The 20,118-nt window shown below is 56.0% G+C and carries 23 protein-coding genes; 5 read left to right on the forward strand and 18 right to left on the reverse strand.

Annotated features, from left to right (window positions below; all coding sequences use genetic code 11):
* Positions 1–3: 3 nt before the first annotated feature.
* The 3 genes from BUB22_RS08370 to BUB22_RS08380 are packed head-to-tail and all read right to left on the reverse strand — an operon-like array spanning position 4 to position 1,488.
* Complete coding sequence (locus BUB22_RS08370) at positions 4–342, reverse strand: hypothetical protein (RefSeq protein WP_072808607.1); 339 nt, start codon at positions 340–342, stop codon at positions 4–6.
* Positions 343–351: 9 nt separating this feature from the next.
* Positions 352–942, reverse strand: a complete 591-nt coding sequence (locus BUB22_RS08375) for a hypothetical protein (protein ID WP_073114737.1) — start codon at positions 940–942, stop codon at positions 352–354.
* 9 nt (positions 943–951) lie between these two features.
* Positions 952–1,488 (reverse strand): sulfurtransferase TusA family protein, encoded by a 537-nt coding sequence (locus tag BUB22_RS08380; protein ID WP_073114738.1) that lies wholly within the window; start codon positions 1,486–1,488, stop codon positions 952–954.
* A 189-nt stretch (positions 1,489–1,677) separates the two neighbouring features.
* On the opposite strand from BUB22_RS08380, the gene BUB22_RS08385 reads away from it, so the two are divergent.
* Positions 1,678–3,228 (forward strand): glycosyltransferase, encoded by a 1,551-nt coding sequence (locus BUB22_RS08385; RefSeq protein WP_073114739.1) that lies wholly within the window; start codon positions 1,678–1,680, stop codon positions 3,226–3,228.
* A 4-nt stretch (positions 3,229–3,232) separates the two neighbouring features.
* Here the strand turns inward: BUB22_RS08385 and BUB22_RS08390 are convergent, their stop codons facing one another.
* The 10 genes from BUB22_RS08390 to BUB22_RS08435 form a co-directional block, all read right to left on the reverse strand.
* On the reverse strand, positions 3,233–3,442 hold the full coding sequence (locus BUB22_RS08390; RefSeq protein ID WP_073114740.1) for a PilW family protein: 210 nt from the start codon (positions 3,440–3,442) through the stop codon (positions 3,233–3,235).
* Entirely contained in the window at positions 3,421–3,963 is a 543-nt protein-coding gene (locus tag BUB22_RS08395; RefSeq protein WP_083535461.1) for a prepilin-type N-terminal cleavage/methylation domain-containing protein, read from the reverse strand. Before BUB22_RS08395 ends, BUB22_RS08390 begins: the two co-directional genes overlap by 22 nt.
* Positions 3,960–4,979 carry a hypothetical protein gene (locus BUB22_RS08400; protein ID WP_073114742.1) on the reverse strand — a complete coding sequence of 340 codons (1,020 nt, stop codon included), beginning with the start codon at positions 4,977–4,979 and terminating at the stop codon, positions 3,960–3,962. The genes BUB22_RS08395 and BUB22_RS08400 overlap by 4 nt, the downstream gene beginning before the upstream one ends.
* A complete protein-coding gene (locus tag BUB22_RS08405; RefSeq protein WP_073114743.1) occupies positions 4,969–6,066 on the reverse strand; it encodes a hypothetical protein in 1,098 nt (365 codons plus the stop codon). The genes BUB22_RS08400 and BUB22_RS08405 overlap by 11 nt, the downstream gene beginning before the upstream one ends.
* Complete coding sequence (locus BUB22_RS08410) at positions 6,066–7,835, reverse strand: type II secretion system protein GspD (protein ID WP_073114744.1); 1,770 nt, start codon at positions 7,833–7,835, stop codon at positions 6,066–6,068. Before BUB22_RS08410 ends, BUB22_RS08405 begins: the two co-directional genes overlap by 1 nt.
* 151 nt (positions 7,836–7,986) lie before the next feature.
* On the reverse strand, positions 7,987–8,526 hold the full coding sequence (locus BUB22_RS08415; protein ID WP_073114745.1) for an RBBP9/YdeN family alpha/beta hydrolase: 540 nt from the start codon (positions 8,524–8,526) through the stop codon (positions 7,987–7,989).
* A gap of 16 nt (positions 8,527–8,542) precedes the next feature.
* Positions 8,543–9,187, reverse strand: coding sequence for an ABC transporter permease (locus BUB22_RS08420; protein ID WP_073114746.1), 645 nt, complete (start codon positions 9,185–9,187; stop codon positions 8,543–8,545).
* A 3-nt stretch (positions 9,188–9,190) separates the two neighbouring features.
* On the reverse strand, positions 9,191–9,721 hold the full coding sequence (locus BUB22_RS08425) for a hypothetical protein (protein ID WP_073114747.1): 531 nt from the start codon (positions 9,719–9,721) through the stop codon (positions 9,191–9,193).
* A 172-nt stretch (positions 9,722–9,893) separates the two neighbouring features.
* Positions 9,894–10,151 carry a hypothetical protein gene (locus BUB22_RS08430; RefSeq protein ID WP_073114748.1) on the reverse strand — a complete coding sequence of 86 codons (258 nt, stop codon included), beginning with the start codon at positions 10,149–10,151 and terminating at the stop codon, positions 9,894–9,896.
* A 12-nt stretch (positions 10,152–10,163) separates the two neighbouring features.
* Positions 10,164–10,451 carry a BrnA antitoxin family protein gene (locus BUB22_RS08435; protein ID WP_073114749.1) on the reverse strand — a complete coding sequence of 96 codons (288 nt, stop codon included), beginning with the start codon at positions 10,449–10,451 and terminating at the stop codon, positions 10,164–10,166.
* Positions 10,452–10,806: 355 nt separating this feature from the next.
* On the opposite strand from BUB22_RS08435, the gene BUB22_RS08440 reads away from it, so the two are divergent.
* Complete coding sequence (locus BUB22_RS08440) at positions 10,807–11,217, forward strand: hypothetical protein (RefSeq protein WP_073114750.1); 411 nt, start codon at positions 10,807–10,809, stop codon at positions 11,215–11,217.
* A gap of 81 nt (positions 11,218–11,298) precedes the next feature.
* On the opposite strand, the gene ettA is transcribed toward BUB22_RS08440, so the two are convergent.
* Complete coding sequence (gene ettA, locus BUB22_RS08445; protein WP_073114751.1) at positions 11,299–12,993, reverse strand: energy-dependent translational throttle protein EttA; 1,695 nt, start codon at positions 12,991–12,993, stop codon at positions 11,299–11,301.
* A 109-nt stretch (positions 12,994–13,102) separates the two neighbouring features.
* Between ettA and BUB22_RS08450 the strand changes: the two genes are divergently transcribed.
* The gene (locus BUB22_RS08450; protein WP_073114752.1) at positions 13,103–14,245 is read left to right on the forward strand and encodes an A/G-specific adenine glycosylase; all 1,143 of its coding nucleotides are present in this window, start codon (positions 13,103–13,105) and stop codon (positions 14,243–14,245) included.
* A gap of 52 nt (positions 14,246–14,297) precedes the next feature.
* Here the strand turns inward: BUB22_RS08450 and BUB22_RS08455 are convergent, their stop codons facing one another.
* Genes BUB22_RS08455 through fmt form a run of 4 tightly spaced genes read right to left on the reverse strand, consistent with a single transcriptional unit; the run spans position 14,298 to position 18,896 of the window.
* A complete protein-coding gene (locus BUB22_RS08455; protein WP_073114753.1) occupies positions 14,298–16,010 on the reverse strand; it encodes a hypothetical protein in 1,713 nt (570 codons plus the stop codon).
* Positions 16,010–16,642 (reverse strand): hypothetical protein, encoded by a 633-nt coding sequence (locus tag BUB22_RS08460; protein ID WP_072808643.1) that lies wholly within the window; start codon positions 16,640–16,642, stop codon positions 16,010–16,012. Before BUB22_RS08460 ends, BUB22_RS08455 begins: the two co-directional genes overlap by 1 nt.
* Positions 16,639–17,982, reverse strand: a complete 1,344-nt coding sequence (locus BUB22_RS08465; protein ID WP_254794689.1) for a transcription antitermination factor NusB — start codon at positions 17,980–17,982, stop codon at positions 16,639–16,641. The genes BUB22_RS08460 and BUB22_RS08465 overlap by 4 nt, the downstream gene beginning before the upstream one ends.
* Complete coding sequence (fmt, locus tag BUB22_RS08470; RefSeq protein WP_073114754.1) at positions 17,970–18,896, reverse strand: methionyl-tRNA formyltransferase; 927 nt, start codon at positions 18,894–18,896, stop codon at positions 17,970–17,972. Before fmt ends, BUB22_RS08465 begins: the two co-directional genes overlap by 13 nt.
* A gap of 43 nt (positions 18,897–18,939) precedes the next feature.
* On the opposite strand from fmt, the gene BUB22_RS08475 reads away from it, so the two are divergent.
* Positions 18,940–19,365 (forward strand): CidA/LrgA family protein, encoded by a 426-nt coding sequence (locus tag BUB22_RS08475; RefSeq protein ID WP_073114755.1) that lies wholly within the window; start codon positions 18,940–18,942, stop codon positions 19,363–19,365.
* The gene (locus BUB22_RS08480) at positions 19,362–20,051 is read left to right on the forward strand and encodes an LrgB family protein (protein WP_072808650.1); all 690 of its coding nucleotides are present in this window, start codon (positions 19,362–19,364) and stop codon (positions 20,049–20,051) included. The genes BUB22_RS08475 and BUB22_RS08480 overlap by 4 nt, the downstream gene beginning before the upstream one ends.
* Positions 20,052–20,118: the final 67 nt, after the last annotated feature.

Below are 20,118 nucleotides of genomic sequence, written 5' to 3' on the forward strand. Positions count from 1 at the left end.
TTTTTAGAGCAGGCCCTTCTTTGCCGAACGCATCAGGTTCTTCACCTGCTTGTTTGTGAGCTGCGGGACCTCGGCATCCTTCTGGGCACGGGACTTCGGGGCGCATTCCTCGCAATAGTGCTTGAACACCGTCCCGAAACTGGCGGCACCGTCCATACGGTCCGTCTGGCGGCTACGGAAGGCTCGCACCATCGTTTCCTTGTGGCACTTGTCGCACACACCCATCTTGGGGGCGGCAGGCTGACGCGGACCGCGATCCTTGTTTCCATGTTCCGTAGTCATGTCCCAGGCACGTCTCTGGGCTGCAATCTTTCTGGCAAAACCATCATCTAAAAGACTCATATCAGCTCCTTATTTATCTTCTAACTCTCTTAATATACAATCTTGCAAGAAAAGCGATTCGAGCGTAATGCACAAAGAGGTGGGTTTTGCGTCTTCCGAATACAGGCTGCGGGCAAATTTGCCCCTTTCCAGTTGCTTTTGCTTGAAAATATCCGCATGCCCCGCGAAATCGAACACCTTCACCCGCGAAGGGAATGCGGTTTCGAACGCCCGGATGGCATTGTTGAGGATTTCTGCCTTGTCGCTCACGCCGGGCACGGAATCGGGAGGAACCGTCACCACGAAGATGCCGGACTGAGTCTTGTTGACAAGTTCATGCACGAGGCTCGTGTAGTTCTCCGCCGTAAGGAACCCCGAACCCGAATCCTTCTTGAGGTCGGTCAGCCCGAGGCCGAGCACGATGCGCCCCGCCTTCTTGCCGATAATGTCGGATGCAGCCCGCGCCAAGAGCTGCGGCAACGAAAGTGGAACCGGAGAATTGATGGAAAACTGCATGGGCCGCGATGGTTCCCGGCACAGGAGCATCTCGGCCACACGGGAGGCCACCTCACCCTGTTCTCCGAAGAGTTCGTCGCCGATTATGAGAATCCTGTTTTCCATGCCTTTAATTTACTTACTATCGATGGGTTTGACCACAGAAATTTCCCAAAAACCGTCTTTTTTTTCGCGGGAGACAATGCTACAGCCGTCCGCAACCAGCGCTCCGGGGACATTCTCGATAGGGGAACCCTCGTCGAGGTCAATCTTCAGCACACGCCCGCGGGGGTAACCCGACATCACAAGCCTCGAACGGGCGGCATTGCCAGGGCAAACCACGCCCCGAAGGTCGAGCACGTCGGGAACGTCGACCGTCACTCCGGGCAGCGGCTCGCCGGACTTGGCCTTCTCGCAAAACGCGGCTATTTCCTCGCAATGACGTTCCGGATGTTCGAGCCAGCGCCCGACCGGATATGCAGGCAGGTCCGCAAGCATCACCCTGGAAAGGGCATCCTCGGACGCAAGTTGCACCCCGAACGTCACGCGGAGCCACTCGACACACGCATACGAGATAAGCGATTTCAGCGCATCACCGAAACCGGCATCGTCCCTGTGCGAAAGCATCCATTTGACTACCGTAGACGGTTCGCCCGAATTCCGTTCATCCATAATTTTTTACCTAAATATACAATTTAATTGCACTTCGTCGCAAAAATGCGAAAAAACGCGATTTTTTGTAAAAAAGTTAAGTCTATCACTCTTTTTTTCCATAAAAATAGTAACGAAACATAGCAAAAAGAGGCTTTGATTTCTATATTTGCGCCCAAGCATTTGATTATGCAAAAGGTTTTGTAAACGATGAATACAGTTCTCCTCTACGCAATGTTCGTAGTCTATGTCATCGCCGGCGTGGGATTGGTGATTTACGGGTTCAGTTGCTACTACAGCATATATCTATTCCTGAAGAATAGCCGCCATACTAGACTATCAGACCGCAAAAAGATTCTCAAGTTCTACCGTGAGCACTCCATCAACGACCTCCCGCAGGTCACGACCCAGCTCCCCGTATTTAACGAGGCGAACTGCGTGGAACGACTGCTCGACGCGGTCTGTGCTATCGACTACCCCAAGGACAAGCACGAAATCCAGGTCTTGGACGACTCCACCGACGAATGCTACGAAGTGGCGAAGAAGAAGGTGGCCGAACTTGCCGCGAAGGGTTACGATATCAAGCTTATCCACCGCACGAACCGCAAGGAATTCAAGGCCGGCGCCCTCAAGGAAGCCATGGCCGTCGCGAAGGGCGAATTCCTCGCGATTTTCGACGCGGACTTCGTCCCCGAGAAGGACTTCCTGTTGAAGACCATCCCCTACCTGGTGATGGACGACCAGATTGGCCTCGTTCAGGGCCGCTGGGGCCACCTGAACCGCACGGAATCGGGCCTTACGCTCGCCCAGTCCATCGGTATCGACGGCCACTTCGTTATCGAGCAGTCCGCCCGTAGCTGGGGCAAGCTGTTCATGAACTTCAACGGTACCGCAGGCGTGTGGCGCAAGCAGGCTATTTACGACGGTGGCGGCTGGGAAGGCGACACCCTGACCGAAGACATGGACCTCTCCTACCGCAGCCAGCTCGCCGGATGGAAGATGAAGTTCGTGTTTGACGTGATTGTGCCGGCTGAACTTCCGAACGACATCAACGCCTACAAGGCACAGCAGTTCCGCTGGGCCCGCGGTTCCATCCAGACGGCCATCAAGATTTTGCCGCGCGTGTGGAAGGCCAAAGTCCCGCTCCGCATCAAGATTGGCGCGTTCCTGCACACCACGCACTACTCGATTCACCCCTGCATGCTGTTTACCGCCCTCTGCGCCTGGCCGCTCCTCGCGTTCTTCGAACCGGTCGCGCACTTGCCCAGCTGGGCCTACACCATCGGCTTCAGTTTCATTTTCCTCGCCGCCATCGCTCCTTCCGTCCTTTACTTCGTTGCACAGCGCTGCTCGGGCTATACCGGCTGGAAAATCCGCATGCTGAGCCTCCCCATCTTGATGGCGCTTGGCGTGGGCATCGCCGTGAACAACACGCGTGCCGTGTTCGGTGCCGTGACCGGCGTGAAGGGCAGTTTTGTCCGTACCCCGAAGAGCGGCGGATCCAAGAAGAAGGCGAAGAGCCACTACGCACAGAAGTTCCCCTGGATGGCCGTCCTCGAACTTGCCGTGGGCGTGTACTGCATCTTCGGTTTGCTCGAATACATCGGCGCACAGAAGTTCATTATCGGACCGTTCCTCGCGCTCTACGCGGTGGGTTTCCTCTCCGTGGGCGTGCTCAGCTTCATGCACTTTATCGGCAACATTATCGAAGTGCACAAGGCCCGCAAGGAACACGGCAACGTCGAAGAGCAGGAATCGTAATCCGCTACAAACGATTTGCATCAGGGCATCCGCGAAGTTCGCGGATGCTTTTTTGCATGGTATGGATATATTCAGTCGTGCGGGAATCGTAGGCGGCAAGGATGTGCACGTATTCGCGGTGAAACATGCCGTAAAGCCCGAGCGCAGACGAGACAAGGATGCCCGCAACCGCAAGCGCCACCATGAGTTCCATTAGCGTGAAGCCTTTTTGCATCGGGTGAGCCTCCTGAAGGTGTAGCCGGGCGTGCGGATTTCGAGCCACTGGAGCGACGCGGCGGGAACGGGGGTGATGGTTATTGCGGGGGAATCGTTTGTCGCGAGTTGATTGCTTATTTCGGGGGGATCGTTTATTGCGGGAGTAACGTTTATCGAGGGGTGGCCGTTTATTGCGGGGCGGCTGTTTATTGCGGAGTTGCCGTTTATTGCGGGCGGGTTGCGGGTTAGAGATGCGCGGCGGGTATAGATGGTGTCGACGCAGGGCGGGAGAGAAACTGCAAGGGAATCGATGTACGCGACTGCAGCAAGCGCGGAATCCGAGCGGGAGAACTCGAGGGCAGAGATGCGCCGGAACGCCCCCAGGTACAGCGAGAGGGTGGCCGCCCCTGCGGCAAGAACCGCAAGCGCGACGAGGACCTCGAGCAAAGTAAAGGCTTTTCGTTTATCGCAGGCGAGAAGTTTTTTGCAAAGAGCGAGACGCTTATCGCTGGAGGCGAGATGTTTATCGCGGGTAATCACTGCGCGGACCTCCGGAACACGACTTTCTCGCCGTCAAAAAATGCGGGTAGAAGGGCTTGGGCCGAGTCGCGCACGGTTCCGGGAAACGCAGCACCCGCGAGACTGTCGGAAACATCGAGTTCGACCGTGCCGCCCGGCGCAGCGAGCACGCCAGCAAAGGAGGCTCGATTCAGGAAGGCGATGCGCCCGCTGCCCGACCCGAGCGATACGGCTACGCTCGGGAAATCTGCCCGTACACGGTCGCGAATTGCAATGCAATCGCGGGCATAGAGCATGCCCGAAAACCTGAAGGAGGAATGCACCTCCAGCGATGCGCCGGAATAGACCTCGAGATGCGCGACCGAGACTTCGCCGCCGAGGGTTACATCGCCCTCAGAATAGATGCACAGCGTGTCGAAACGCGCCCGCCCCTTCACGTTCACGGAGCCTTCGACCAAGAAGGCGGCGGAAGGGACTCGTGTATCGAAATCTAGCGTGAGGTCGCCATCGGCAACGTGCAACGCGATTGCGGTATCGAGCCGGAAGATGCGGCGATTGCCGGACATGACGCGAAAGCCCCTTGCCGTCGTGATGGACTCGCGAAGGGCGGCACGATATTGAATCATGGCGGTGTACCAGTCGTCAAACCGCAGGCGGGAATAGCGCGTGCCGTAATATGCACATAGGCTGGGGGCCGTATTTGCTGATGCAGGACGCAATGTATTTGCAGGCATGGAATGCGGGATTTTTGCTGGTACAAGATGCCCGCCGACCAGTAGCGGGGCACAAATGCGACCCCACGGGCCATCGCTTTCGGCATACACCGGCGGGAGGCCCGCGAAGAACCCGTCAGGCAATCCCGAGAGATTCGCGATGATTGCCGATTCCGCATCATAGACTGCCTGCACTTCGCGCGCATAGCAGTTCGTGTAACGCAGCACGCTTCCCGGCACCCGCAAAAGGCAACCGAACAGGATGGTGAGTGAAAGGATAAGCGTGAGGACAAATCCCAGAACGAAACCGCGCTTACGTTCCATTGCGAACCTCCCGAGTTTCGCCCCCGCAGGCAAGCTGCACACGGTCCTTCCCGATAGAAACGACTTCGAAGGGCCCGAGGGTATCCCCGAGGCTGTACCAGGAAGGCGATGCGCCCGCAATCGATGCGCTGAAGATGCGACCCGCCACGACGCCGTGCAAGCGGACAGGAGGGAGGTCGCACGCGTTGTTTTCTTTGTTAAACGGCGCGCGCATCTCGCTCTCATTAAACTGCGCGACAACCTCTTCGCTCGGGCGCATCTCCGGCGGAGGCGTGAGCGCCGGAAGTTCCGCGCCTGCAGGCGATATTACTTCGGGTGCCGCGCCCGGCAAATCTCCCGAAAGAACGTTCCACCAGGTACTAACCGCAAGCAACAGCGCCACGCCCGCAGCAAACGCAGGCAGCACAAGCTTCCCGCAGGTTCGTACCCGCCAGAACGGATCGCTCCCCGCACGCCTTAACCAGCGGAGCCTTTCCGGTTCCTGCACGTCCCCTACGTCCATAAACGCGCAGTACCATTTTTCCGCCCGAGAAAACAGATCGTCGTTCCGGAGAAAAACATCGAACCGCCCGAGACGTTCCTGCACGCTTTCTTTATTATTATACTGAGGTTCCTCGCTCCAGTGGCAAAGCCTTCCTTCAAAGAAGACGAGGATGTACAGCCAGCCGTTGTCCAGAAATGCGAAGCGGCAGTTCCCGCAACTTTCGCGCAGGCTGCACCCGCAATAAGCGCTTTCGCACGAATCTTCCTCGCGCATTAGTTTGTCCGCACACCCGTAGAGCATCGCCGTCCGGGGCAAGATGCGCTCGCCTCGCCCGCGATATTTCGCAGGTTCCTTTTCTGAATCGCTCTCGTTCGCAAGCATCACCAGGTAACGGTGTTTTCGCCCGTCCGTGCTGTTGAAGCTCACCATTTCCCGGAACACGGGTTGCGCCGCGCAAGAGCTTTCTGAACACGACTGCGCGACACTCGGGAAATCCTCGGCAAAGCGCCTGCGGAGCGTCAGCGGGTCCAGCACGCCATCGAAGCCTGTCACCACCTCCCAGGTCCAGAGCCGTGCCTCCACAAAAGCCGTTCTCGCCCACATCAGAAATTCACCTCGGGCGTGATGAAGATGGCCAGTTCGCTCTCGTCTTCGACCTCGCTCACGTAACTGAAAAGCCTGCCGATAAGCGGGATGCTCCCGAGGAACGGCACCGCCGTGCGCACCTCCGACTTGCCCTTCCGTACGAGGCCGCCCAGGCAAAGTGTCTCGCCGTTTTTCAAGGTGACGGTCGTCTTCAGGTTTCGCGTGCTGATATCGCGCGGGCCATCGCCGCTCGAGCGCCCCGCCGTCTTGATTTCGGGCGAAATGTTCAGCGTGATGCTCCCGCCCTGCGTGACCGTCGGCGTGATTTCAAGCGAGATTCCGTCATTGAAACTGCGGTAATCCGTAATCGGGTAGCCGTCGGCGGATACCTGACTCACCAGGTAATAGACCGTGTTCGTCACGTTGAGTTCCGCCTTGTTCCCGTTGAGCGTCGTGAGCCGCGGGCGCGCAAGAACCTCGGCCCTGTTGTTCTCTTCCATCGCGGAAAGTTCCATCTCGAAACGCGCCGGCAGAATCCCGATTTTCCCGAACGCTCCCGAGGTGGAAACGTCCTTCCCCATAAAGTCCCAGAATCCGCGCACGCCCAGTTCGTTCTCGCCCGTCTTGCGCGTAGAGCCGCTGTGGAGCCCGATTTCAAAGTTGCGCCCGCGTTTGAGTTCCACAATCACGCACGAGATGGTCACCTGCATGGCGGGCCTGTCCAGGTTTTCGAGGATAGCGACAGCCTCCGCAATTTCTGCGGGCGAGCCGCGCAACATCAGCGCGTTCTGTTCCTTCACCTCCGACACGACAAGCCCCGAACCCGGCAACAGCTTGGAAAGTTGCGGCACGAGAGCCTCCGGCGTCATAGCCTTCAACGGGTAAAGTTCCGTACGCGAGAGCACGTTTTTCGCCCCGCGTTCTGTTACAAACAAAGTATTCATATCCAACGCATAAGTGTAGCGGCTCCCGCGAAAGAGCGACTGCAGGAGATTCGCAAGCGGTTCGCGTTCAAAACGCATCTGCAAGCTCTCGCGCACGTCTCCGTACAGCACCAGATTGAGGTTCGATACCCGCGCCAGTTCCTTGAGGAACACGTCCAGCGGGGTGCCGTCCAGTTCTACCGTATAGAGCGAATCGTCCTGAACGATATCCGGCACGGAATTTGCGCCCGCGGGCGAAACGCCGTTCGCACCCGCGCCATTCGGGCCCGAGCCACCCGCGGGAGAATTGCGCGAGCGTTCCACACGGAAGCAGTCCGCATCGCGCCTCACGCGGAAACCGTGCGACTCGAGCAGCACCCGGAGCGCTGTCCCGGGCGGTACGGATTCTAGATGACCGCTCACAGGCCCAGCAACATCGGGCGAAGCCACCACGTTCAGGCCCGTATTCGCAGAAAAATCCCGGATAAACTCGCGAACGTCGCGCTCCCGCACGTCGAGCGACACGAGCGAATCTGCTACCCGAAAAAAATTCTCGCCTCGTTCCAGCCGTTTGCGAATATGGAAAACCGTCCCGTCGCGAATGAGTTCCAGCCCGAGGGTAGAACACAACGACGTGAGCCCCTCCAGCAGCCCGACGCCATCAAGGTGGAACGTGACACGCGCCTCCGCACCGACGTCCACAAGCACGGGCACCCCGTAGGCAAGCGAAACCGAGCGGGCGACATCCTGCAGGCTCGCATCCACGAAATCGAGCGAAACCTTGTCGGGCACGTCGCGCTCAGCGCACCACGCGCGCCCCAGGCAAAGAAGTAAAATAATAACGAGGCATGCTACCGCGGGCATAAAGCATCCGCGACTTTCCTCCGCATTTTTGCGAGGCACAATCGTCCCCTAGATTTTAACACTATAATAAAAGGGCGTCACTCGACAGCCGACACAACCCGAAAAACGAGTTGAGCATAATCTACAAAATTAAAAACGGAAAAACCAGCAATTAGAGATTTTTTTCAAATTCTTTCAGGAGGGCACGGCCTTCTTCCCATTCGCCGAGGTTCGAAAGCGCATTGATATGCCCCTTGCGGCCCACGTCAAAGAACATCGAGCCCCACGCATCCGCAAAAACACGCGCACGCTCAATAGTCACATATTCGTCGTTCTCGCTCGCGACAACACACGAGGGCACCGGCAACTTTTCCAAAGGCATCGGAGCAAAGTCATCGACAATGTCAATCACATCGATATCCGCAGGCGCAACGAGGAACACGCCCTTGACTTTTGCCGGAACGGCACCTTCCCTCGCCTTCTGCATAAGCCAGAGGACCGTCGTCGCGACCCCCAGACTGTGCGAAACGAGAACCGTATCGGACACGAGCGCAGCCACCGTCCTGTCGAGCGTATCGACCCAATCCGCTTTGTGCGGGTGTTCCCAGTCGTGCTGTTCAACGCGACTTGCATCGGGCATGTTGTTCGCCCAATAAGTCTGCCAGTGAGTGGGGCCAGAATTGCTGTAACCGGGAACAATCAGATAATGCATCAAGAACCTTGTTGAATTACATGTTCACGAACTTGCGCATGCTTAGGATAGCAGTGAGTACGCTGAGGGCCAGACTTACAAACAACGTAACCGTAGGAATGAAAAGCCCGACCAGGAACGTCTCGTGGAACAGCTGGACCAGGAGGAGCAGCGGGACTACAATGAAAAGCGAGATGTGCGCCGCGGCGCGGACCGTCTTCACGCGGAGCGAAAGCATCAGCGAGAACGATGTCGTGAGGAACACCGCCGAGAGCGCGCCGAGAATAGAAGCGAGCGCCGCGACGGTCGAAATATCGGGATGCGATGCCCAGTAGACGAACTGCGCCAGGAGCGCGAAACCCACCGGGAACGGAACAATCGCGAGCAACTTGCCCCAGAAGAGCCTCGCAGGCGCGATGGGAGAAAGCTGCAACAGTTCAAGCGAGTTGCGTTCGCGCTCGCCCGCAAACGAATCTCCGGCCAACGGCGAACCCATCGGGGCCATGAGGCACCCCAGCAGGAGCATCATGTAACCTTCCATGCCTTCCATAATCTGCCCGCCGTACCGCGAAACCGCAATTCCCTGGCTCGCCGCGAGAATCACCGGCGGGATGATGAACGGAATCCAGAATCGCGGATCCCGGAATATCAGGCGAAGTTCGTGTCTAAAAACGTGGAGCATGGGTTAATCCGGACCACCATCAGTTTGAATATGCCAAAAATAGATATTACAAACCTTATTTTTGCAGAAACGAATCTCATATCCCTGCCAATCATGCCAGTCATTGGGGTCATCGGGCTCCATTGGGCCCAATCGTTTCCATTTTTCCCATCTCCAGACAGAATCGCTTTCTTGCTTAAAGGCGAGATCTTTCTTCAAGACCTCATCCTTCGTCATCCCCAACCGAACGCCATTACTAAAAGAAATACGAACAGAACATGTTTTAAGCCCACGCGTATTGCCCTTAAAAACGCCCACTCCGTCCACATACTCCCAGCCGCCCATCGGCCCGGAAGAGTACTCAACAATTTCATTATTCTGTTTGCAGCGGACATAATCGTAACCCGCAGCGTCACCTTCTCGCATCTTTTCGCAGCCCTTGCAAATCACATCGTCTAACCGCAGAGAATTTGCATCAATGACGCTCTCGTCAATATCACGCGCCCACAGCACGGACGAGGCAACAAGCAAAAGCATCAATAAAACACGAATCATGATATCGTTCCAAGAAAATCTTTGCTATAAAATAGATTTATTCGCGATAAGCGAGAGCCAAGGTGCGGCAAAAACATTTATTATCGCTTGCGCTGCCGCATGAAATAAGATATATTCAGGAAGTACATCTTATAGAGGCTCTTTATAAGCCACAGAAAAAATGAAGCGAGAACTACACCGTCTCCGATTCACCTTTCAGCCTAGCGGCAAGTTCGGCAATAGTCCCACATTCAACTGTTTCAAGTGACAGCATAGGCGCATCCGTGTCAAACGACTGGAATACGTACCATATTTCGCCATCAAGCTCGGCAATCCACACGACATCGCCAGTCATGGATACCTTGCACTGGCAGAATCCATAGTCCTTGTCGTCATCATCGACCCAAAGACCTTCATTACGGCTCATTTCGATAAGAGCGTCTATCGTCATATCGTAAACTTTCTAGCCGAGAGCTGCTTCTAGAACTTCATTCATTAGCGTCTGGTAACCCACACCATCAGACGCAGCCTTCTTCTTGTAGCCCTCAATTACGCGCACGGGAATGCGTATAGTGACGGCCTTCGATGCCTTCTCGGCCTTCCTTGCCTCACTCCTAGCCCGCGCCATAGCGAAGAACTGGTCAGGAGTCATATTCTCGCCGACGAAACCGCGTCCGGAATCCACAGCCTCGCGCATTTCGTCGCCGAAGTCATGTTTCTTGTAGAAATCAACGTCCATGCTTTTCTTCATAGAGCCTTATCTCCTTTCCGTGCGCCCTTCGGGCAGTGATTACCTTTCCCGTGTTCCTGTTCGCGACGATTGTCCAGAGCTTTCCGACCTTCATTGTAAATATAACCCGTATTTACACTTTTGTCAATACAATTTTAGACGTTTTTCAGTGAATTTACTCCATCACCAACACAACTATAGCATCAAAACACATCGATTCTACAAAAACTTCTCGCACAATATATATAAAGCAAACGTCAAAAAATGTCAATAGCAACAAATTTCAAAAAAAGCCCTAATATCACGAACCAATCTTTTTTAAAGAACACCGCCGCAGCCAACATAATAGTCTAGGCAAAATTCCTAACTTTTAACCATGGACAACATATTTGCATTCATTGGCGGGCTCTACCTGGGGATTCATTACACCCGCACCAAGAAAATTGAGTACGTCTTCAAGATTCAATGGAAAGAGCAGCCCGTACTGTTCGGCATCATTATCCTTCTCTTCTGGTTTTTCGCACTGGATAGTTTTTACGACACGCTCGACTTATTCGGGCTCTCTCCCATTTCCGGAAGGCCGCTGCAACTCCTGGACATCATCACATTTTTCTCGATTTTCTTTGTTGCAACAATAGCGAGCATTTTCACGAAGCAGGTCGAGATAAGGAAAAAGATTTACACCTGGCAAGACAGGCCCCTAACCAGAAGTTCGATTCTGGTCATTTGCCTACTCTTGACAAGCATTTTCGTGAAAGAACTGCTGGAGTTCTTCGCAATTTTATAATTAAATAGATCCCCGCCTACGCGGGGATGACAAGAGAAAAAAGGCGACCCCGGCACTGTGGCCGGGGTGACACTCTGAAAATTACTGTCTCGTCAGCGTCTTGTACTTGATGGGCTTCGGGTTGTCGGCATCTTCGCCGAGGCGCTTGCGACGGTCGGCTTCGTATTCGCTCCAGTTGCCTTCGAACCACACCACCTTCGAATCGCCTTCGTAAGCGAGGATGTGGGTAGCGATGCGGTCCAGGAACCAGCGGTCATGCGAGATAATCACGGCGCAGCCTGCAAACTTGAGGATAGCCTGTTCCAGAGCCTGCAATGTTTCGATATCCAAGTCGTTCGTCGGTTCGTCAAGGAACAAGAGGTTGCCCGGCTTCTGCAAGTTCTTTGCCATAAGCACGCGGTTACGTTCACCACCGGAAAGCTGCGAAAGCTTCTTCTGTTGGGCTGCACCCGTGAAGTTGAAGAGACCACAGTAAGCACGGCCATTCATCTTGCGGTCGCCCACCAAGATTTCATCGTTGCCACCCGTGATAGATTCCCAAACCGTCTTGGAATCGTCCAAGCTTTCGCGGCCCTGTTCCATGCTGATGATTTCCACAGTCTCGCCAATCTTGAGCGTACCGCCATCGGGCTTTTCCTGGCCCATAATCATCTTGAACAACGTTGTCTTACCTGCACCGTTCGGGCCGATAATGCCCACGATGCCGGAGCGCGGCAGGTTGAAGTTCAAGTCGTCGAACAGCACCTTGTCGCCAAAGGCCTTCTGCAAGTGCTCCGCCTGAATGACGATATCGCCCAAGCGCTTGCCATTTGCAATGTGGATCTGCGCCACCTTGATCTGCTCGCGGGAATCCTCGGCCAAGAGTTCCTCGTAAGCCTTGAGACGGGCCTTGCTCTTGGCCTGGCGTGCCTTCGGGCTCTGCTTGACCCATTCCTGTTCGCGGGCCAAACGCTTCTGCCTGTCGGATTCGCCCTTCTCTTCGCCACGGAGGCGTTCCAGCTTCTGGTCGAGCCACTGGGCGTAATTGCCTTCCCAAGGAATGCCGCGACCGCGGTCAATTTCCAAAATCCAGTTCGTCACGTTGTCGAGGAAGTAACGGTCATGCGTCACCAGAATCACGGAGCCCTTGTATTCGCGGAGGTGGCGTTCGAGCCAGGCGACCGTTTCGGCATCCAGGTGGTTCGTCGGTTCGTCCAAGAGCAGCAAATCCGGTTCTTCGAGGAGCAGGCGGCAGAGAGCCACGCGGCGTTTTTCACCGCCGGAGAGGTTCGTCACCGGCCAGTCGCCCGGCGGGCAGCGGAGAGCGTCCATCGCAATTTCGATGTTGCGGTCAAGGCTCCACAAGTCCTGAGCGTCGATGATGTCCTGGAGTTTCGCCTGTTCGTCGAGGAGCTTGTTCATCTCGTCGTCTTCCATGGGTTCGGCAAACTTCATGGAAATCTCGTTGAAGCGGTCGAGTACGGCCTGCTTCTTGGCGACAGCCTGCATCACGTTTTCCTTGACGGTGAGGTTCGGGTCCAGCTGCGGTTCCTGCGGCAGGTAGCCTGCGGTGCGGCCCGGTTCGATCCATGCCTCGCCCTGGAATTCCTTGTCGATACCCGCCATAATGCGGAGGAGCGTCGACTTACCGGCACCGTTCTGGCCGATGATGCCAATCTTTGCGCCGTAGTAGAAACTGAGGGAAATATCCTTCAGCACCTCCTTGTTAGGCGGGTACGACTTGGTCATCTTGTACATGTAGAAAACGAATTTTTCTGCTTTATTCTGTTCGGCCATATTCAGGTTCCAGATATCAGGTTACAGGTTTTTATTTCTCCGTTCAATAATACAAAAAACGCGCACCTGCCCGAGCAAGCGACGCACCCAATATTGATATATTTGACGCATGGAAAGCAACATCCTAAAGCGCCTGCGCGAGTGGTTCAAGAAAAATGCGGCAATGCTCCCGTGGAGGCCCACAGATTTGGACGCACCACGCGACCCGTATGCGGTATGGATTAGCGAGACGATGTTGCAACAGACGCAGGTCGCGACGGTTCGCGACTACTACATAAAGTGGATGGAGCGTTTCCCGGATATCGAGACTCTCGCCAAGGCGAACGAGGAGGAAGTGTTCCGGTACTGGCAGGGGCTCGGGTACTACAGCCGCGCAAGGAATATTTTGAAAACGGCAAAAACCGTCTGCGAGCAGGCGGTTCGGCAAGCTCACCGACCTGCCACAATGCCGCGGACTCGCAAGGAACTGGAAGCGCTGCCGGGAATAGGCGCGTACACCGCAGGGGCAATACTGAGCCTCGCGTACCACCAGCGGGAAGCGATTCTGGACGGAAACCTCGTGCGCATCTTTGCACGGTTCTACGCGCTCGATTTTCTGCCGACAGACAAGGCGAGCGCCGGCAAGAACGCAACCGGAAAGAACGAAAGTTGTGCCGAGGCCTACTGGAAATACGCCCGCGAGGTCGCAGACTCTCCCAAGGCATACATGCACAACGAGGCCCTGATGGAACTCGGGCGCACCGTATGCAGGAGCAAGAATCCCGACTGTGCAAACTGCCCGCTAAACGGCGGATGCCGTGCCAATGCCGAAGGGCGCACTGGAGAGTTCCCGCCCAAACGCGAGCGCACGCAGAGGGATTGGCACGGCACGGCGCTTGTCGTAGAAAGCGCCGACGGCAAGTTGCTTGCCGTATCCGCCGGACAAGCCTTCCTTGCGGGGCAGGCGACGCTCCCGCATTTTGAAAGCCCGAGGAACGCCACCGCGGGTTTGCCCGCAGAAGCGGAAGCCTACCTTAACGCAGACAACGTTGTACATACACGCGAATGCGGGAGTTTCCGGCACAACATCACGGTGCATAAGATTGAATGCAGGGTTCTGCACGTAAAGCTCTCCACAAAGGCAAGCAAGTGCGTCGCCAGCTCGGGCAAGAAAATTGACCCGCAGTTCAACGCAACGTGGGTGAAGAAGGAAGATGCCGCGAAGGCGTTCGCGAATAGTTTTAGTTTAAAGGCGTTGAAAAATGTTTTTTAGATCCTCGCCTTCGCGAGGATGACGAAGGGGGCGAGGATGACACGCGCTTTAATTAAAACGTTTTCTTGACGGTGCAGACGAAACGGATGCGGTCGTAGTCGCCGTTAGGCACCTGCACCACCTCGTCGGCAAGCACGTGTATAAGTGTTCCCGCAAGGTAAAGCCCGAGTCTCGGGAACTGCTGCTCGAATGTAGCGTCCCAGTACCAGTCGCCCTTCACCACGAGCGGGTCGTGTCCACGCAGGTTCCACTGGGCATCGCTCCTGTAGCGCAGCGAATGCGAAACGCGGAAACTCTTGCGGATAAGCCAGTCGCCGGTAAACGCGACAAAGAATTCCGAAGGCGTGACCTCGAAGCGTTCCGTAGGCCCGTCGATGCGTTCAAAGCCCGCGAGCGCACGGAACTTGAACATATCCTCGTACCACGCGTCAATCCAGAGTTCGCCCGTAATGCCCTTGATCCAGGAATTTATGCGGGCAACGTCACCATAGCGGAACTCGAAAGCGTCATCTTTTACGAAACCTTCCACGTCGAACGTCTCGGCACCGTGTTCCGCCCAGAAGCTTGCGCGCCCGCCAAGCGAAACGGAAGCGACCGTATCGGCAAACGCGAGGTAACCCTGCACCAGGTTCATCTGGCCATCCGGTGCAAGGTCAATTTCGTCATTCACGCCCTTCAATGCAAAATATTCAACGTCGTCGGCGAGCGGGTTCAAGCGCGTACCCGAAACATTCTTGATACCGAGCGTAACGCCCATGCCCTTCACGGGAACGGGCGCACCAATCTCTACGCTATCCTGCACGAGCCAGTCGGAATCATTCATGCCGAACATCACGTCGGCGCGGAGCCAACGGAGCGGCTGTACACGCAACTGCATAAACGGCCAAAGCACGCGATCGTTATCGAGCCCGGTATAAACGTCGCCATCATCGCTCACAAAGCGGAAGGCCAAGCCTGCCGAAATCTGGAAAACGCCCTTCTGGCAATCTTCGCCGCACTTGTAAAGCACGGAACCGCTCACCTCGTCGCGCTCGCCAGATTCACCGACCCGCTTGTTCTGGTATTCCGCGTGCTCGTAAGCGGCAGTCAGCGCAAAGTTCCAGAAATCCACACGGCCTTCCACACGGGGCGCCATGTGTACCGGAATCCAGCGGGACGATTCCATGTATTCCCAGATGTATTCCTCGCCCGCAAGCACGGAAGCGTTCACAAAATCGTTCGTATAGCCCAGCCCGCCGTAGATGGAGCTGAACATCGGGTAATTTTCGCCGAACAGCGAGAACTCGTCATCGACCATCTTCTTGCGGTAGCTTGCAGTCCGCGCAGAATAGTGGTCGTCCTGGAAACCGCGGGCGGTCGCCCAGAATCCCTTGAAAGCAGGCGTCCTGAAGCCACCTTCGAGGATGGGCGTGCGGTTCGTGGGCCTGTCCGTCTCGGTAATCACGTCCTGGTAAATCATGTCGCCGAGTTCATTGCCCGTCTTGACCCACACGGAAGGTTCCATCGGCTCCCACGAGGGCAGTACCGACATGCGGTTGAACAGGAGGCGATTGCGCAATTTTTGCGGAGTCCAGAGTTCACTTTCGGAGTGGATTCCGCCCGCACCGAGAATGCGGTCGAAGAAGTATGTAGGCCCGCCGACAAGGAATGTTCCGTCGTCACGGCTAACCGGCTCCATCCCTTCCATTTCGGGGTCAATCGCCGCACTTGCATTTACCGCAAGCAGGGCTATTGACAACGTTGTCAACAAGGAGGAAAACTTCATTACCAGACCCTCCTTTCAATGTAGAAGCCCACGGTGAGCATATTCGACCTTTCCGGGAGAGTCCACAGCTGTTCCCAGAGTACGTTCAGGCCCGCCGTAAAGTCCTTGAAGTAGAGGAACGGCATGTTCACGCGGGCAAACCACCCGAATTCCGTTTCGTTATCGAGAAGCATGCCGCCACGGCCCTTCAAATAGTCCTCCTCGCCATCGTAATCGGCACGCGTCCAGTTGCAGGTGAAGCCCGCACCCACGGCCAGCGGGCGGATGCGTTTCCAACGCCAGTCAAGCCCGAGGCGACCAACAAACTGGTGCACGCCCGGGAACGGAATCCCTTCAGCACGCACCTTCACGTAGGCGTAGTTAAAATGCACAAAGCCGTCAAAGTCATCCCAGTAGCTGTAACGCAGCCCGACACCCCCATAGAACGAATTTTCCACGGCATCCTGAAGGTCGCCGAAGGGGTACATCTCGCCACCCTCGATAGACACGTAGGCCTTCGAGAAAGCGGAATCCGCAGGGTTCGCCTTAACAGAATCCGCAGGAGTCTGTACAACGGCCGAATCAGCAGTCTGCGCAAACGGAACCGTCGCAAGGCACAGAACTATTGCAGATAAAATAAGTTTCAGTTTCATACTTTTTTCCGTTCCAAAGCCTGTGCAAAAAATCCGTCAAAACGATTATCCTGCGCGCCGGGGAGCACATGCTCGCCACGCTTGACAAATTCAGGGTGGGCCTTCAAGAAACGGTTCACGACCTGGGTCGTTTCTAGCGGGTCGGGGCTGCACGTGGCATATACGAGAACGCCGCCTTCCGCAAGGTGATTTGATGCGGATTCAAGAATTCCGTACTGCAGTTCGGCAAGTTCCTTCATGGAATCTTGCGTAATGCGGTACTTTGATTCGGGCCTGCGGGGCATAACGCCCATGTTGCTGCACGGCACGTCGAGAAGAATCCTGTCGAATTTAGACGAGTGCGTGTCATCCTGGAGTGAAGCCGTAGGCGAAACGATAGGATCCATTGCTTCTTGGACCCTATCGGAGCGTCGCTCCTCCAGGGTGACAGGCCATTGAGGCGAAAGCGCGTCGATGCATTCCAGCCGCACGTTCTTGAGGCCCAGGCGGTCCACCACGTCGTGCATTTTTTCTACGCGGAATGCGGAAACGTCGCTTGCGAGAATATCGAGCGAACTGTCCATCTCGCCCATCAGCGCGGACTTTCCGCCGGGAGCGGCACACGCATCCCAAACCCTCTGGCCGGGCTTCAGGTCGAGCAGTTTCACGACCTCGTACGCGGAAGGGTTCTGCATGCTGAACTCGCCCTTCGCGAAAGATTCCGATTCCAGAATCGGCTTGAGTTTCGCATCTTCGGGAACCTGGATGTAGCGGTCGTAGAGAATCGAAGCACCCGTAAGCCCGAGTTTCTGGGCAAGTACCGGAGCGGAAGTCTTCTGCAGGTTCACGCGAATCCATTCCACCGGGCGTTCGAGCGTCGCCTTCGCAAGCGCTTCTGCACGGTCACCGCCGTAAATATCGAACCAGCGACGCACCAGCCATTCGGGCACCGAACTTTCAATCGAAACGCGGCGCACGCGCTGTTGCGGAAGTGCGGGCAGCCTGGACCTCCGCGCGGAATGCAGTACGGCGTTCACGAGCCGCGCGGAACCTTCGCCAAGGTTCGCCGCCTTCACAAGTTCCACGCTCGTCGAAACGGCGGCGTGGTCCGGGATTTCCATAAAGAACATCTGGAATATTCCCATTTCAAGCACGGTCGCCACTTCAAGCGAGGGCATTTTCTTTACGAGAGTCTTTAAAAAGTATTGCAGGTACAGGTGCCTGCGGCACACGCCCAGGGCAAGTTCCATCGCGAAAGGCGAAAGCCCGCTTTCTTTAATAAAGCTACCGTCCTTCTGCCACAGCAGAAGCACGCGGTATGCGTCCATGCGCTCTTTCAGGGAATCGTCTAGCAAAAGCAAAGTCCTTCGCGCTTCTGGATTCCGCGCATGAAGTCGGCGACAGGCATAGGCTTCTTGCCTTCGGCCTGAATCTCGATGACCTCGAGCAGGCCCTCGCCCGTACCCACGTAAAAGCGATTGTCCTTGAATTCCACTGCACCCGGAGCAAGCTTCGGGCCCGCCTCCGGAGTATCCGTCTTGCGCAGGTAAACCATACGGCCGCCCAGCTTCCCGTAACCGCCGGGCCACGGGTTGAATGCGCGAATTCTATTGTGAATCACCTTCGCGGGCAGGTTAAAATCGATAAGGCCTTCTTCCTTCTTGAGCTTCGGCGCGCCACTTGCCTGCGCGTGATCCTGCGTCAAGTCCTTCTCGCGGCCTTCGAGCAACTGGTGAATCGCATCGTCCAGTGCGTCGCAACCGGGTGCAACCATCTTTTCCAAGAGCGAAGCCGTCGTATCCTGATGGTCTATCGCCACCTTGCGTTGCGCAAGAATCGGGCCGTGGTCCATCTTCTCGTCCAGGCGGAAAACCGTCACGCCCGTTTCGGGAAGGCCATCGGCAATCGCGCGCTGCACCGGGGCTGCCCCGCGGTACTTCGGCAAGAGGCTCCCGTGAACGTTCACGGCACCGAACTTCGCGACACCCAGGATGTTCTTCGGCAAAATCGAGTATGCAACGACCACGAACAGGTCGGCTTCGAACTTGCGCAAATCCGCCTCGAATTCGGGAGACTTCAGGTCGGTCGGCTGCAGCACAGGGAGCCCGTATTCGAGCGCCAGTTGCTTGACTGGCGGGGGCGTGAGCACGCGCCCGCGCCCTGCCGGGCGGTCAGGCTGCGTGACAACAGCCACCACGTCCGCAAAATCACATTCCTTGAGATGCTTCAAAAAACAGGCCGCAAATTCCGGCGTTCCCATAAATACGACTTTCATGTTATGAAATATAGAATATACTTTTTCTAAATTTACGCCCGCAATGAGAATCCCGCTCCAACTTGCCGTCATTTTCGCCATCTGCCTTGCCGGGGAATTCCTCCACCGCATCGTGGGCGTGCCCCTGCCGGGGAACATTATCGGCATGGTCCTGCTGCTCATATTACTTTGTACTAAAGTCATCAAGCCGGAACAGATTTCGGGCGTCGCGAGCTTTTTCCTGAACCACCTGGCACTCTTCTTCTTGCCGCCTAGCATCGCCATCATGGCCGTCGGCGACGACATCCTTTCCAAGTGGCCGCTTTTACTGTTCCTCTGCATCGCCTTCACGCTCGTGACCATTGCTGCCGGCGGCCGAGTCACGCAGTTTTTTATCCGCAGGCAGGAATACCGGGAAAACCTGGCCCTGCGTGCAGAACGCCTTTCCAAGCGTGCAGAACGCAACGGCACAATCGGGGGCGAAAAATGAACGCCATCATCAATTCTCCCCTGTTCGGCATATTCCTCACGCTCGTCGCTTTTGAAACCGGCGTCTTCATCAGCAAGAAGTTCAAGTATTCCTTCCTGAACCCGCTCCTGATAGGCAACATCCTCATCGTCGGATTCCTGCTCATCACGGGCATCAGCCTCGAAAGCTACAACGTGGGCGGCGACTATATTTCGGTGATGCTCTCGCCCGCGACAGTCGTGCTCGCCGTGCCTCTCTACAGGCAGATTTCAAAACTCAGGCAATTCTGGAAGCCCATACTCGCGGGCATCTTCGCGGGTAGCCTCACCTCGATTGCGTGCGTGATTCTTTTCAGTAAACTGCTCGGGCTGAGCAACACGCTCATGCTCTCGTTGCTCCCGAAATCCGTCACCATCCCGATGGGGAGCGTCATCTCGTCGCAAATCGGCGGCATTCCTTCCGTCACCATCATCGCCATCACCGTCACGGGAATCACGGGTGCGGTCGCGGCCCCCGCCGTATGCAGGTTCTGCCACATAAAGCACAAGGTAGCGCAGGGTATCGCCATCGGCACCGCAAGCCACGCGCTCGGCACCACCCGCGCCATGGAGATGGGCGAAGTGCAGGGCGCCATGAGCAGCCTTGCCATCGGAATTGCAGGGCTATTCACCGCAGTCGTCGCGCCGTTACTGACCGCGCAGTTCTAGACCCACACACTTCCGATTTAACATCGAAGGCTTCGGCTCACACTAACTACACGAAATTATTATATTT

The sequence above is a fragment of the Fibrobacter sp. UWCM genome, assembly GCF_900129735.1.
Taxonomy (GTDB): Bacteria; Fibrobacterota; Fibrobacteria; order Fibrobacterales; family Fibrobacteraceae; genus Fibrobacter.